We start from the raw sequence: 13,713 nt of genomic DNA, 5'->3' as shown, positions 1-13,713 counted from the left end.
CCCGGCCGCCCCCGGCCCGTCCGGCGTCGTGGGGGCCGGCAGGCCGTGCTCCGTGCCCAGGGCCACGACCGCCGCCGCGCCCGCCAGGGTGTGGAAGCCGCCCGAGCAGTCCGTGGCCGAGGGGAGCGTGGAGGTGCCCGGGACCGGGAGGAAGCCGATCTCGCCGGTGCCGCCGGAGGCACCGCGGCGCAGGGTGCCGTCGAGGACGACCGCCGCGCCGGTGCCGTGGCCGAGCCAGAGCAGGACGAAGGTGTCGCGGTCGCGGGCCGCGCCCTCGCGCTGTTCGGCGAGGGCCGCGAGGTTGGTCTCGTTCTCCACCGTGACGCGGGCCCCGGGCAGCCGTTCCTGGAGGGCGGCGGACAGGCTGCGGTGCCACGCGGGCAGCCCCGCCGAGTCGCGCAGGTCACCCGTGGCCGGGTCGATGAGGCCCGGCGCGCCGATGCCGACCGTGTGCGGCCGCTCCGCGCCGGCCCGCCCGACGGCCGCCGCCACCGCCGCCACCACCCGTCGCACCGCGGGCCCGGTCCCGGTGTCCCCCTCGATCGGCACGGACGCCTCCGCGAGCACCTGGCCCGTCAGGTCGGCGACCAGCACGTCGACCCCCTCGGTGCGCACGTCGAGCGCCGCCAGATGGGCGCGGTCGGCGGCGATGCCGTAGAGCCGGGCGTTCGGCCCCCGGCGGGCCGCGCCGGACTCGCCCACGACGCTGATCAGCCCGGCCGCGCCGAGCCGTTCGACGAGGTCGGCGACCGTCGGCCGGGACAACCCCGTCAGCTGCTTCAACTGCCCTGCCGTCAGCGGGCCCTGGTCCTGGAGGAGCCCCAGGGCCAGGCGGTCGTTGAGGGCCCGGGCGGTGCTCGGTGATGCGGGCATGGCGGGGATCCTTCCACATCGCCGGAGCGGGCCCGACCGGTCCCGCGGGGTCCGGCCGGCTCGGCCCCGGCGCGATAAGCGCTATCTATCAGGCAGGGTCCCTGATAGTTTACGGCGCACTGTCTCCCGGGGAGGAACGCACACATGGAGGACCTGAGCGAGGTGCGCCGCGCGCGGTACGCCGTCGCGGCCGTGTTCGCCGTCCACGGCGCCGTGACCGGCTCTTTCGCCACCCGGGTGCCCTGGGTCCAGGACCACGCCTCGCTCGGCACGGGCCGGCTGGGCTTCGCGCTCGCCTTCACCGCGCTCGGCGCCTCCTGCGCGATGCCGCTCGCGGGCCGGATCAGCCACCGCTTCGGCAGCCGCAACGCCCTGCGCGGGCTGATCGCCCTGTGGACCCTCTCCCTCGTGCTGCCCTCCCTCGCGCCGAACCTGGCCACCCTGTGCCTCGCGATGTTCGTCTACGGCGCCTGCGCGGGCATGGCGGACGTGGCGATGAACGCGCTCGGCGTCGAGGTGGAGCGGCGGCTCGGCAAGTCGGTGATGTCCGGCCTGCACGGGATGTGGAGCGCGGGCGCCCTGGTCGGCTCGGCCGCCGGCACCCTCGCCGCCCACCTCGGCGCCGACGCGCGCACCCACTTCCTGCTGGCCTCGGCCGTCCTGACCGTGCTCGGCGTGCTCTTCTGCGCCTGGGTGCCGGACATCCAGCCCACCGAGGACGAGGAGCCCCCGCCCCGGTTCGCGCTGCCGCCCCGCTCCGCGCTGCTGATCGGCATGGTCGGCTTCTGCGCGGTGTTCGCGGAGGGCGCGAGCCTCGACTGGTCGGCGGTGTTCCTGCGGGACCGGCTGGACAGTTCGGCCGCCCTCGCGGCGGCGTCGACCACCGCGTTCATGCTGACGATGGCCGTGGCCCGGATCGCCGGGGACGCGGTGGTGAACCGGTTCGGCGCGGTACGCACGGTCCGGGCCGGCGGCGTGCTGGCCGTCCTCGGCGGTCTGCTGGTCGTCCTCGCCGGGCAGCCGCCGGTGGCGATGGGCGGCTTCGCCCTGATGGGGCTCGGCATCGCGGTCGTCGTACCGCTGTGCTTCGCCGCCGCCGGGCACGCCGGACCCCACCCCAGCCAGGCCATCGCGGGCGTGGCGACCATCACCTACACCTCGGGGCTGGTCGCGCCCAGCCTGATCGGCGGGGTGGCGCAGGCGACCAGCCTGGTGGTCTCGTTCGGCGTGGTGACGGTGCTCGCGTGCGGGCTCACGGTGTGCGCGGGCGTGCTGCGCTCCGCCGAGCGCGGGGTGGGGCGGGAGGTCAGTCCGCGGGCCGCAGCAGCTCCCGGGCCGCGACCCTGAAGCCCTCGCTCCACGGCGCCGGGCGCAGGGTGGTCGCGTCGAGCCGCACCAGCACCCGCTCGCCCCGGGCGTAGGTCGCGGCGCCGTCCGCCGAGCAGAACCGGAAGCCGTAGGTCAGCCCGGTGGTGCCGAGCCGTTCCAGCCACAGGTGCACGGCGTAGCGGCCGGGGCTGGTGACCGGGGCCTCGTAGCCGATGCGCAGGTCGCGCACCGCGTTGCAGGCGTCCCCGGCGGCCACCCAGTCGCCGTCGAAGCGGATGCCGTGCTCGTGCCACAGCTCGGTCCAGGCGCGTTCGACCAGCAGCGGATAGCGGGCGTTGTGCAGCAGGCCGAGCGCGTCGAGGTCGTCGAAGTGGACGGTGACGGGCATCAGCCGGCCGTGGGAGACGGCGGCGGTGGAGGGGGCTTCGACGGTCACGGCGGGACTCCTGGACAGGGCGGTCGGGGGTGGCCCCCGGGGTCGTACACCCCTCCATACTAAGCGACCGCTCAGCACGTCCTCGGGGACACCCCCGGGCGCCCGGTGTGCGCGGACCGCGCCGACGACCAGCGACAATGGTGCGGATAACCCCTGTCCCCCGGCCCCTGTCGGCTGCCCGGACGCAAGGACGCACCACAGAAAGCGAAACCCCACCATGGACCTCGGCGTGCGCTGGAAACTGCACGGTGACGGGAAGACGCCCGCGCCCGGAGCAGTGGTACGGCCCGACGAACGGCTGTCCTGGCCCCGGACGGTGGGCCTCGGCGCCCAGCACGTGGTCGCGATGTTCGGCGCCTCCTTCGTGGCGCCGGTCCTCATGGGCCTGGACCCCAACCTGGCGATCATGATGTCCGGCGTCGCCACGGTCATCTTCCTGCTCGCCACCCGCGGCCGGGTGCCCAGCTACCTCGGCTGCTCGCTGTCCTTCGTGGGCGTGGCCGCCGTCATCCGCGCGCAGGGCGGTACCAGCGCCACGGTGACCGGCGCGACCCTCGCCGTCGGCGTGGTGCTGTTCCTGGTGGGCCTCGCGGTGCAGAAGTTCGGGGCGCGGATCATCCACGCGGCCATGCCGCCCATCGTGACCGGCGCGGTCGTGATGCTGATCGGCTTCAACCTGGCCCCGGTGACCGCCTCCACCTACTGGCCGCAGGACCAGTGGACGGCGCTGCTGGTGATGCTGTTCACCGGGCTCGCGGTGGTCTGTCTGCGCGGCTTCTGGTCCCGGATCGCGATCTTCCTCGGGCTGCTCTTCGGCTACGGCATCTCCTGGGTCTTCGACCGGGTCTTCGGCAAGATCCACTCCGTGGGCGGCGACGGGAAGCCGACCGACCACTGGCGCCTGGACCTCTCGGGCGTCTCCAAGGCCGACTGGATCGGTCTGCCGCACTTCCACGGCCCGTCCTTCCAGTGGTCGGCGATCCTGGTCGCGCTGCCGGTCGTCATCGCCCTGGTCGCGGAGAACGCGGGCCATGTCAAGGCGGTCGGCGAGATGACCGGCGACCCGCTGGACGACAAGCTGGGTACGGCGATCTCGGCCGACGGCGTCGCCTCCATGCTGTCCACCGCGGTGGGCGGCCCGCCGAACACCACGTACTCCGAGAACATCGGCGTGATGGCCGCGACCCGCGTCTACTCCACCGCCGCGTACTGGGCGGCCGCCTGCTTCGCGCTGCTGTTCGGCCTGTGCCCGAAGTTCGGCGCGATCGTGGCCGCCATCCCGGGCGGTGTGCTCGGCGGCATCACGGTCATCCTCTACGGCATGATCGGCCTGCTCGGCGCGCAGATCTGGCTCAACGCCAAGGTGGACCTGCGCAACCCGCTGAACCTGGTGCCGGCCGCCGCGGGCATCATCATCGGCGTGGGCAACGTCAGCATGAAGTTCACCAGCAACTTCTCGCTCAGCGGTATCGCGCTGGGCACCCTGGTCGTCATCACCGGCTACCACGCGCTGCGCGCCTTCGCCCCGGCCCATCTCAAGCAGCAGGCACCGCTGCTGGACGAGGGCACCTCCAGCTACGACCCGGAGTCCGGGCAGTCCCCGACCACGGAGTCGTAAGGACCCGTTCCCCCGTTCCGGCGACGCACCGGGCCGGTCGGCACCACGGCCGGGCCCGGGCTGCGACCCTTCCCCCATGTCGCAGTCGTCCCCCGTCCTCGGCCCCGCCGGCACCGCCGGCCCCCTCGACGCCGTGGTCTCCCGGATGCGGGCGCTGGCCGCCGTCCTGCCCGAGCGGGACGGCGTCGCCGTCTTCAACCGGGTGTACCTCACCGTTACCGAGGACATCGGCCGCCGTCTGGGCGCCAGGGAGTTCCGCGATCCCCGGGCGGCCGCGGCGCTGGACGTGCGGTTCGCCGCGCGCTACCTCACCGCCGTCGACGCCGCCGAGGCGGACCTGAGACCGCCCGCCTGCTGGCGGCCGCTGTTCCAGCTGCGCCGCCATCCCCATGTACGGCCGCTCCAGTTCGCGCTGGCCGGTGTCAACGCGCACATCGGGCACGACCTGGCCCTCGCCGTGGTGGACGCCTGCCGCGCCGTCGGCTGCCAACCCGCCGATCTGGCCGACGAGTTCGACCAGGTCGGCGAGGTCCTCACGGCCCTGGAGGAACAGGTCCGCGAGGACCTGATGCCCGGCCCCGACCTGCTCCAGCTCGCCGATCCGCTCACCCATCTGCTGGGCGCCTGGAGCCTGGAGCGCGCCCGGGACGCGGCCTGGACGGCGGCGCGGGCCCTGTGGGCGCTGCGGGGCAGCCCGGACATCGCCGGAGAGTTCGCCGAACGGCTGGACGCGGCGGTGGGGTTCGCGGGCAGGATGCTGCTGACACCGCTCGCGTGCTGAGCACCCCGCATGCTTGAGAATCACGCGTGCCTGAGAAACCTGCGTGCCCGGAAAGCGCGTGAGCCCGTCCCCCCGTTCGGCAAGAACCCGATGGCGAAGGAGCATTGGCATGACGACCCGGCTCGGTCTCGGTCTTCCCCAGATGCGGCAGTTCTCGATCGGCGCGGACGTCCCGGCGGTGGCCCGCGCCGCCGAGGGCATCGGCTACGACAGCCTGTGGGTCTTCGAACGGGCCCTGTTCCCGGAACCCGCCACCCAGGGGCTGTACGGCGTCGAGGGCCTGCCCTGGCCCGACCAGTACCGGTCGGTGGCGGAGCCGCTGGTCACCCTCGCCCTGGCCGCGGCGGCCACCGAGCGCGCGGAGCTGGGCACCAGTGTGCTGGTGGCGCCGCTGCATCTGCCGTTCCAGCTGGCCAGGGCGCTGGGCTCGCTGGACGCGGCGAGCGGCGGCCGGGTGCTGGCGGGCCTCGGCACCGGCTGGTCGCTGGACGAGTACGCGGCCGCGGGCGTACGGCCCTTCGCGGAGCGCGGCGCGGTGCTGGACGAGATCATCGACGTGTGCCGGGCGGTGTGGGGCCCGGACCCGGTCACCCACGACGGCCCCCTGACGAAGATCGCCCCGGCCGTCGTCGGACCCAAGCCCGCGCGCCCGATCCCGATCCTGCTGGCCGCGGGCAACCGGCGCGCCTGGCGGCGCCTGGTCGACAAGGCCGACGGCTGGCTGCCGGTGGCCATGGGCGGCACGCGGGTCGCCGACCAGTGGCGCCGGCTGCGCGAACTGGCCGAGGAACGGGGCCGTACGGAGCCGATCCGCACGGTGCTGCGGGTGAACGCCGAGCTTGCCCGCACGGCGCACGAGGGCGCCGACCGCCGCCCCTTCCAGGGCAGCGCCGACCAGATCGTGGAGGACCTGGTCGCGTACGCGGAGATCGGCCTGGAGGAGATTCTGCTCGACCTCCAGGGCACCGCGCGGGACGCGGCGGAGCTGACGGACGCCGCCGCCGAGGTGTTCGAGAAGGCGCGGGCCGCCGGGGTCTGACCGGCCGCCCGCGCCCCCCGGTTCCGGGCGGGTGCCCGGTCAGTCCTCCGGCAGCTCCACCGGAGCGATCTCGTCGTAGACGTCGCCCGGGCCGGGGTTGGTCGCGTCGGTCTCGCCGCCGAAGTGGTGCATGACGCCCCAGACCGCGTTCAGCGCGGTCTGGACGGCGCCCTCGGCCCAGCCCGCCGTCCAGGAGATGTCGTCGCCGGCGAGGAAGATGCCGCGCTTGTCGGCGGGCAGCCGGTCCTGCATGAAGTGCGTGAACAGGCGCCGCTGGTAGCGATAGTGGCCGGGCAGGTTGGCCTTGAACGCGCCCATGAAGTAGGGCTCGTTCTCCCAGGAGACGGTCACCGGGTTGCCGATGATGTGCTTCCTGATGTCGACCTTCGGGTAGATCTCGCCGAGCGACTTCAGCATGACCTCCATCCGCTCGTTCGCGGACAGCGGCAGCCACTTCAGGCTGTCGTCGCACCAGGTGTACGACAGGCAGATCACGGCCGGCTTGTCCGGGCCGTCGTCCAGGAGGTAGGTACCGCGCGTCATCCGGTCGGTGAGGGTCATCGACATGACGTCGCGCCCCGTCGGATGTCCCCTGTCGTCGACGGCCTCGTCCAGCCAGAACGGCCGGTCGACGGGGACGAACAGCTTGCTGGACTCCATGTAGTGGGTGCGCTCGATCGCGGTCCAGTGGTCGATCGGGAAGAGCGAGTCGTCACAGGCGATCTTGGACAGCAGCATCCAGGACTGGGCGGTGAAGATCGCCGCCTGGTAGGTGCGGATGTCGCCGTTCGCGTCCGTCACGGTGATCTGGTTGCCCGCGGTGCGGTGCAGCCGGGTCACGGCCGGACGCGGCTCGCCGTTCGGGTGCAGGGAGCCGAGCGAGGTGCCGTGCGGCCAGTGGACGATCTTCGCCGGCTCGCGGTCCCACAGGCGCAGCGGCAGCTGCTGGGAGCCGCCGACGATGCCGCGGTGGTGGTCGTCGGCCTCGGTGTAGACGACGCGCAGGATCTCCAGGATGGAGTTGGGGAAGTCGGTGTCCCAGCCGCCGGTGCCGAAGCCGACCTGGCCGAAGATCTCGCGGTGCCGGAAGGACTTGAACGCCTCGGAGTCGCACAGGAAGCCGTAGAAGGTCTGGTTGTCGAGCTTCTCGACCAGCTTCGCCCAGATCTCGCGGATGCGCGGCACGTCCCGCTCGCGCATGGCGCGGTTCATGTCGGAGAAGTCGGCGCCCTCTTCCAGGCACTTGTTCCAGGCGGCGGCGACGTCCCGGTACACCTGGGGCAGGTCGTCGACGGTGACGGCGTAGTGCGACTCGCCCTTGAGGTCCACGACGGTCGAGGGGGTCGTCTCGGCCAGCGGGTTGGGGAAGGGCCGGGTGGTGAGGCCGACCAGGTCGATGTAGTGCTGGAGGGCGGTGGAGGAGGGCGGGAAGCGCATCGCGCCCAGCTCGCAGTTCAGCTCCTCGTCGCAGCCCTCGAAGCCGACGGTGCGCAGCCGGCCGCCGAGCTGGTCGGCCTCGTAGACGACGGGCTTGAGGCCCATCTTCATCAGCTCGTAGGCGGCGATGACGCCGGAGAGGCCGCCGCCGATGACGGCGACCTCGGTGCCGTGCTCGGTCGCCGGGATCTGGCCGATGCCCGCCGGGTGGGCGAGGTAGTCGTCGTAGGCGTAGGGGAAGTCCGGGCCGAACATGGTGATCGGCGGCTGCTGCCCGTCGGTGTGCTCGACGGCGTTGGGCACCGTGGACGTCATGGGGTACGGACTCCTTGCGCGAAAGAACTGAGAGAAGAGAAGGGCCGGCCGAGGGAGCGTCGGGTCAGCTCAGGGAGCCGTACAGCTGCGGACGGCGGTCCTTCAGGTAGGGGTTGGCCTCGCGGGAGGCGGCCAGGAAGGCCGGGTCGGCGTCGGCGAACACCAGCTGCTCGGCGCGGCCCGCACGGGTCCGCGGGACGCCGTCGGGCCCGGCGAGGACGGAGAGGCCGACGAACTCGAACTCCCCTTCCGCACCGACCCGGTTGACGTACGCGACGTACATCTGGTTCTCGAAGGCGCGCACCGGGATCATCGACTCGGCGACGAACTGGTACGGGTGCATCTGCGCGGTCGGGACCAGCAGCAGATCGGTGCCGGCGAGGGCGTGGGCTCGGACGTTCTCCGGGAACTCGACGTCGTAGCAGATCAGCAGGCCGACGGTGAGGCCGTTCAGCTCGGCCTGTACGACCTGGTGCTCGCCCGGGGTGAAGTGGTCGCGCTCGAAGCAGCCGAAGAGGTGGGTCTTGCGGTAGTTCGCGAGCCGGGTGCCGTCGGCGGAGATCAGCTGCGCGGAGTTGTAGACCGTGTCGCCGTCGCGCTCGGGGTAGCCGTAGGCGATGGCGAGGCCGTGCCGGACGGCCGTCTCGGCGATCGCGGTGGCCGAGGCGCCGTCGGCGGGCTCGGCGAGGCGGCCGATCCCGTCGCCGATCGCGTAGCCGGTGAGGAACATCTCGGGCGCGGTCAGCAGCGCGGCGCCCGCGGCGGCGGCCCGGCCCGCGGCCTCGTCCAGAACCCGGAGGTTCTCGGCGACGGAGCCGGGGTGGCCGGAGCTCTGGAGCAGGGCGGTGCGCATGCGTCTACCTCACCGGTCACGGAGGGGGTTCGGGGTCAGATAGACGGTACGGGCGGCGCGCGCGGCCGGACAAGGAGCAGCCGTTGCGCGCCGGTGCGCGGTTCGTTGCGTGCGAGGGGGGCGGGGCGGTGATTCGTTGCGCGCCCGCGCCGGGACGCGGTCCGGGGGCGCTGTGCGGGCGCCCCCGTGCGCTTCGGGGCCCGCGTTACTTGCCGGTGCCGACCGGGTCGACGGTGATGCCGGGGCCGTCGCTGCCGTCGGTGACGGGGACGTTGATCCCGGCCTTCAGGGTCGTGGAGTGGGTCTCGTTCGGCGGGGTGACGACGAGCTGGGTGAAGGTCACGCCCGTGCCGCCGGAGTTGTTCGGCGGGTAGTGCAGGGTGAAGCGGGTCTCGGCGCCCGGCTGGAGGGTGACGGTGGGGGCGGCGAGCTTGCTGCGGGAGGCGCTGTCCGTGCCGTCCTTGCCCTTCAGGTCGACGCCCGGGAAGCCGTGCAGGGTGCAGTTGGCCGAGCCGGTGTTCTTCATGTTGACGATCAGCTGGCCCTCGCCCATGCCGCCCGAGGTGCTGAAGGCCAGGTGGGCGGTGGTGCAGCCGGCGCCGGAGGCGCGGCCGGAGCCGGTGGGGCCGTGGGCGCCGGTCGACTGGCCGCCGTTCTGGCCGGTGGAGCCGGTGGCGCCGGAGCCCGTGGAACCGGTGGAGCCCGTCGAGCCGCCGTCGCCGCCGGAGCCCTGGGAGCCCGAGGTGTCGGAGGCGGCGCTGCTCGGCGAGGAGTCGCTGCCGCCGGAGTTGCCGCCGCTGCTCCCGCAGGCGGTGAGCGACAGGCCCGCGGCGACGGCGACGGCGAGCAGCGAGATCTTCTGGACGCGCATGATTCCCCTTCGGAGGTACGGCTGACGTGCTGTTCCCTGAGACTGGCGGGGTGGAACAGGGGTTCCGGTCGGCACCTGTCCCCTACATGGCTGTTACAAACGAGGGGCCCTAGGGTCTTTCGTTTGGATCAGGCCGGATCAGGGAGCGGGGTCTGGTGCCGTGCATCGCAAGGCGGAGGAGGGCGACATGGCGGAGTCATGGCAACCGACGACAACGCCGCGAGGCGCGGTGCCAGACCCCCGCGAGCCCGGCAAGATCCAAACGAGAGGCCCTAGATCTCGCGCAGCCGGTCGACGATCTCCCGGAGCAGCCCGGGGTCGGCGGTGGGGCCGCCGGCCGGGTCGCGGCGGGGCGCGGCGATGCGGACGAGGCCCGCCTCGGCCAGGTCGCCGAGCAGGACCCGCACCACGGTCAGGGGCAGGTCGGCGTCGGCGGCCAGCTCGGCGACCGGGCGGGGGCCGCGCCGCACCAGGTCCAGCAGGGCGGCGCTCGCGTGGTCGACGCCGGCGCTCGCGGCGTCCGCGGCCGCCAGGGCGGTGACCCGGGACATCAGGTCGATGGAGTGCCGGTCCGAGGGCCGGGTACGGCCCCGGGTCACGGTGTACGGCCGCACCATCGACCCGGTCTCGTCCTCGTACCAGTGCTCGTCGCTCACGGCGGGATCATGGGGTGGCACGGGCTGCCGCGTCCAGATGGCTGCCGAGCCGGCGGACCAGCAGGGCCATCTCGTGGGCGAGCTGGCCGACGTCGGTGCCGGCCTCGCTGAGCACGGCGAGCCGGCTGCCGTGCCCCGCGGGGGTGATGAACAGGTACGCCTCGTCCAGCATCACCATGGTCTGGCGCACCCGGCCCGCGGCGAACCGCTCCCCCGCCGAGCGGGCGAGGCCGTGGAAGCCGGAGCAGACGGCGGCCAGGTGCTCGATGTCCTGCCGGGGCATCCCCTCGGAGCTGCTCAGCGCGAGGCCGTCGGCGGTCAGCAGCACGGCCTGGCGTACGTGGTCGGTGCGCGCCACGAGGTCGTCCAGCAGCCAGCCGAGGTCCGTGCCGGGTGTTCCGGCGGGCGCGGCGGCCTGGATACGGGTCTGGTCGTCACCGTGCATCGTCGGTGTCCGTCCCTTCGTCGACGTGGATGTTCACGGTGTCGCCATCGGTGGCCCCCGGCCGCTCGGGCCGCGCGGGCATCCCCTTGCGCCCCTGATCGAGCCCGCGCTGGAACGCCCCGAAGATCGCCCTCATCTCCTCGGCGTCGACCTCCCGCCGCCCGCCCTTCGCCTGGTCCTGCGGCTCGTCACGCAACTGGCGCGCGAGGGACGCTTGACGGACACGGGTGGGAAGCACGGGGGCGGCACCGGCGGCCTCGGCCGGGACGCCGCCGTCGGGAGCACCGCGGCGCCGGGTGGGGAGAGGCGGAGGAGGGGCGGACGCGGAGGCGCCGTGACCGGGAGCGGAGGCGTGCGGGGGCTGCCACGCGTCGGCGGACGCGGAGGGACCCGGACGCCTCGCGGGAAGGGGCGGAGGAGGAGTGCTCGCGGGGGCACCGGGCCCGGCGGTGGGGGCGTGCGGGGGCTGCCCCGGGGCGTCATGGCCGCCGGGACGCCGGGTGGGAAGGGGCGGGGGCGCACTGGCTGCGGGGCCTCCGCCGGACGGCGCCGCGGGGGCGCCGGGGCCGGGGGTGGACGAGGAGCCGTGCGGCGCGTGCCACGGGGTGGCGGACTCGGCGGCACGGGGACGCTCCGCGGGACGGGAGCCGGACTGCGCGGGCGGGTGCGAGGCGTCGCCGGGACCGGAGAGGCGATGGTCCGTGTACGACGCCTGCCACGGGGTGCCGCCCACGGACGGGCCGGAACCTCGCGCGGGCAGGGGGCCGGGCTGCGCGGACGGGTGCGGGGCGCCGCCGGGTGACCCGGTCGACGGTGTCCCGGGCTCCGCAGGACCGTTCCTGCGCCGGGACGGCAGGGGTCGTACCCCGGCCGACGGCAGCGGTCGTACCTCGCCGCGCTCCTCGGGCGGCAGCGGCACCCGCGCGCCCCCGCGACCAGCGCCTCCGTGCCCAGGGCCTCCGTGCCCGGCGCCTCCGTGCCCGGGGTCTCCGTGCCCGGGGTCTCCGTGCCCGGCCCACACCCCGGTCGGCGTGGCCGGTGGCGTGGCGGTCGGCTCGGGGTCCGGCCGCGTGTCCGTCTCGCCGGTCGCCGCCAGGATCGTCTCCGGGAGGAGGACCACCGCCGTCGTACCCCCGTACGGGGAGTCCCGGAGGCTGACGTCGATGCCGTGGCGGGCGGCCAGGCGGCCGACGACGTAGAGGCCGAGGCGGTCGTGGCGGGTGGGGTCGAAGGCGTCGGGGTCGGTGAGGGTGCGCTCGGCGTGCGCGTGGGCCTCGGCGTCGAGGCCGAGCCCGCGGTCGTCGATCTCCAGCACGAAGCCGCCGCCGACCCGCCCGGTGCGCAGCGTGACCTGGGTGTGCGGCGGCGAGAACACCGTCGCGTTCTCCAGGAGTTCGGCGAAGAGATGGACGACGTCGGCGACCGCGTCCGCCGCGATCCCGGTGTCCGGCATCGGCGGTACGACCACCCGCGCGTAGTCCTCGATCTCGCCGACCGCCGAGGAGACGACCTGCGCGATGGGCACCGGCCGGCGCCAACGGCGGCCCGGCGCCGAGCCGGAGAGGATGATCAGGCTCTCCGCGTGCCGCCGCATCCGAGTGGTGAGATGGTCGATGCGGAACAGCTCGCGCAGCACGTCGGGGTCCTCGGTGCGCCGCTCCAGCGTGTCCACCAGCTTCAACTGCCGGTGCACCAGCGCCTGGTTGCGGCGCGCGATGTTGAGCAGCACCGCGAACAGGCCCCGGCGCAGCGTCGCCTGCCGCACCGCCGCCTCGACCGCGGCGAGCCGCGCGGTGTTGAAGGACCGGCCGACCTGCCCGATCTCGTCGTCGCGGTCCCCCGCGGCGGCGAGCGGCGGCGCCTCGGCCAGGGCGTCCACCTCCTCACCGGCACTCAACCGGCGCATCACATCGGGGAGTTGCCGCTCCGCGAGCACATCGGCGGCGTCCCGCAGGGCCTCCAGCCGGCGCGAGATGCGCCGCGCGCCCCGCACCGCGAACCACAGCGACAGCCCCGCGACGACCAGTCCGGCGGCACCGGCGATCGCCGCCCTGGTCAGCTGCCGGTAGGCGAACGCCCGCCCGCGCGCGGCGGAGTTGTCGGCCGCGGCGGTGCACAGATCGCGGTACTGCTTGACGATCCGGTCGACGGTCGAACGCCAGCTGTCCGCCGCGACCGCCCGGGACGCCCCGCCGGCCCCGGCCCGCAGCAGCGCGTCCTCGCCCTGGTTCAGGGAGCGGTACAGGGCGCCGTCCTGGAACTTCTCGAACAGGGCCCGGGAGTCGGCGGGCAGGTCGGGCACATAGGTCTGCTGGAAGACGCGCCGGTCCTCGATGGTCTGGGTGAGCGCGTCGTACTGGCCGGGGGTCAGCGCGGTGCCCGCCGCCCGCGCGCCCGCGACCAGCGCGTCCTCGCGGGAGACGAACTCGCGCACCCGGACCAGCTCGAAGACGGTCTCGGTCTCCCGGGCGAGCTGTCCGGCCTGGAGCGCGGTCAGCGTGGACTGCACGTCGAAGGTGGGCTCGATCACCGCGCTGTACTGCTCGACCGCCCGGTCCCAGCTGATCTCCCGGGTGAGCACCCGCTGCCGCAGCCCGTCCAGCCGGTCGGTGGCCGTGACCATGGCGTCCAGCGACTGCCGCTGGCGCGTCGTGAGCCGGCCGCGGTCGCCGCCGCGGATCGCCTGCCGCATCGCGTCGACCATCTGGTCGGTACGGCGCTGCTGGCCCAGCAGCTGCCCCGCCCCCGCGGCGTCCCGGCCGCCGGCGCCCAGATAGGCGGCGGACATCCGGCGCTCGATCTGGATCTGCCCGACCGCGGTGTCCACGGGGGTGCCGAAGTCGGCGTACACCCCCTGGACCCGGATCAGCGCGCGCAGCTCCGCGGTGTCCGACACCATGGCGAAGCCCCACAGGGCCATCAGGGCGACGGCCGGTGCGAGCGCGAGCGCCACGATCCGGGTGCGGACGGTGGTGGGACGGCCGAGGGGCCAGCGCATGGAAGACCTACCGGTATTACCAGTCAGTAGAGAGCTCGCACAACTTACGGGACGGTCACCTC

11 protein-coding genes and 1 pseudogene are annotated in these 13,713 nt (G+C 74.0%); 4 read left to right on the top strand and 8 right to left on the bottom strand.

What is annotated here, in order from left to right; genetic code table 11:
- Positions 1-57: 57 nt before the first annotated feature.
- Positions 58-873: pseudogene (locus tag GHR20_RS37760) on the bottom strand (ROK family transcriptional regulator); the annotation flags it as partial.
- 144 nt (positions 874-1,017) lie between these two features.
- Here GHR20_RS37760 and GHR20_RS29655 point away from each other — a divergent pair.
- A complete protein-coding gene (locus GHR20_RS29655; protein WP_111586597.1) occupies positions 1,018-2,220 on the top strand; it encodes an MFS transporter in 1,203 nt (400 codons plus the stop codon).
- Here GHR20_RS29655 and GHR20_RS29650 read toward each other — a convergent pair.
- Positions 2,180-2,638, bottom strand: coding sequence for an acyl-CoA thioesterase (locus GHR20_RS29650; protein ID WP_153814888.1), 459 nt, complete (start codon positions 2,636-2,638; stop codon positions 2,180-2,182). The two genes, GHR20_RS29655 and GHR20_RS29650, sit on opposite strands and share 41 nt — an antisense overlap.
- A 217-nt stretch (positions 2,639-2,855) precedes the next feature.
- Between GHR20_RS29650 and GHR20_RS29645 the strand changes: the two genes are divergently transcribed.
- The 3 genes from GHR20_RS29645 (at position 2,856) to GHR20_RS29635 (ending at position 6,076) form a co-directional block, all read left to right on the top strand.
- Positions 2,856-4,256 (top strand): solute carrier family 23 protein, encoded by a 1,401-nt coding sequence (locus tag GHR20_RS29645; RefSeq protein ID WP_153814887.1) that lies wholly within the window; start codon positions 2,856-2,858, stop codon positions 4,254-4,256.
- A gap of 76 nt (positions 4,257-4,332) precedes the next feature.
- Entirely contained in the window at positions 4,333-5,037 is a 705-nt protein-coding gene (locus GHR20_RS29640) for a DUF5995 family protein (RefSeq protein WP_153814886.1), read from the top strand.
- 109 nt (positions 5,038-5,146) lie between these two features.
- A complete protein-coding gene (locus tag GHR20_RS29635; protein WP_153814885.1) occupies positions 5,147-6,076 on the top strand; it encodes a TIGR03619 family F420-dependent LLM class oxidoreductase in 930 nt (309 codons plus the stop codon).
- Positions 6,077-6,115: 39 nt separating this feature from the next.
- On the opposite strand, the gene GHR20_RS29630 is transcribed toward GHR20_RS29635, so the two are convergent.
- The 6 genes from GHR20_RS29630 to GHR20_RS29605 form a co-directional block, all read right to left on the bottom strand.
- On the bottom strand, positions 6,116-7,828 hold the full coding sequence (locus tag GHR20_RS29630) for an NAD(P)/FAD-dependent oxidoreductase (protein WP_153814884.1): 1,713 nt from the start codon (positions 7,826-7,828) through the stop codon (positions 6,116-6,118).
- 64 nt (positions 7,829-7,892) lie between these two features.
- Positions 7,893-8,681, bottom strand: coding sequence for a carbon-nitrogen hydrolase family protein (locus tag GHR20_RS29625; RefSeq protein ID WP_153814883.1), 789 nt, complete (start codon positions 8,679-8,681; stop codon positions 7,893-7,895).
- Positions 8,682-8,886: 205 nt separating this feature from the next.
- Positions 8,887-9,552, bottom strand: coding sequence for a DUF4232 domain-containing protein (locus GHR20_RS29620; RefSeq protein ID WP_153814882.1), 666 nt, complete (start codon positions 9,550-9,552; stop codon positions 8,887-8,889).
- A 272-nt stretch (positions 9,553-9,824) separates the two neighbouring features.
- Positions 9,825-10,208, bottom strand: a complete 384-nt coding sequence (locus GHR20_RS29615; protein WP_243878155.1) for a DUF742 domain-containing protein — start codon at positions 10,206-10,208, stop codon at positions 9,825-9,827.
- Between the two features lie 7 nt (positions 10,209-10,215).
- Entirely contained in the window at positions 10,216-10,653 is a 438-nt protein-coding gene (locus GHR20_RS29610) for a roadblock/LC7 domain-containing protein (protein WP_111586589.1), read from the bottom strand.
- The gene (locus GHR20_RS29605) at positions 10,643-13,651 is read right to left on the bottom strand and encodes a nitrate- and nitrite sensing domain-containing protein (RefSeq protein WP_243878154.1); all 3,009 of its coding nucleotides are present in this window, start codon (positions 13,649-13,651) and stop codon (positions 10,643-10,645) included. The genes GHR20_RS29610 and GHR20_RS29605 overlap by 11 nt, the downstream gene beginning before the upstream one ends.
- Between the last annotated feature and the right edge of the window lie 62 nt (positions 13,652-13,713).

The organism is Streptomyces sp. SUK 48 (assembly GCF_009650765.1).
Taxonomy (GTDB): Bacteria; Actinomycetota; Actinomycetes; order Streptomycetales; family Streptomycetaceae; genus Streptomyces.
Note: the sequence above shows the minus strand (reverse complement) of the source record. Positions and strands in the feature narration are given on the sequence as shown.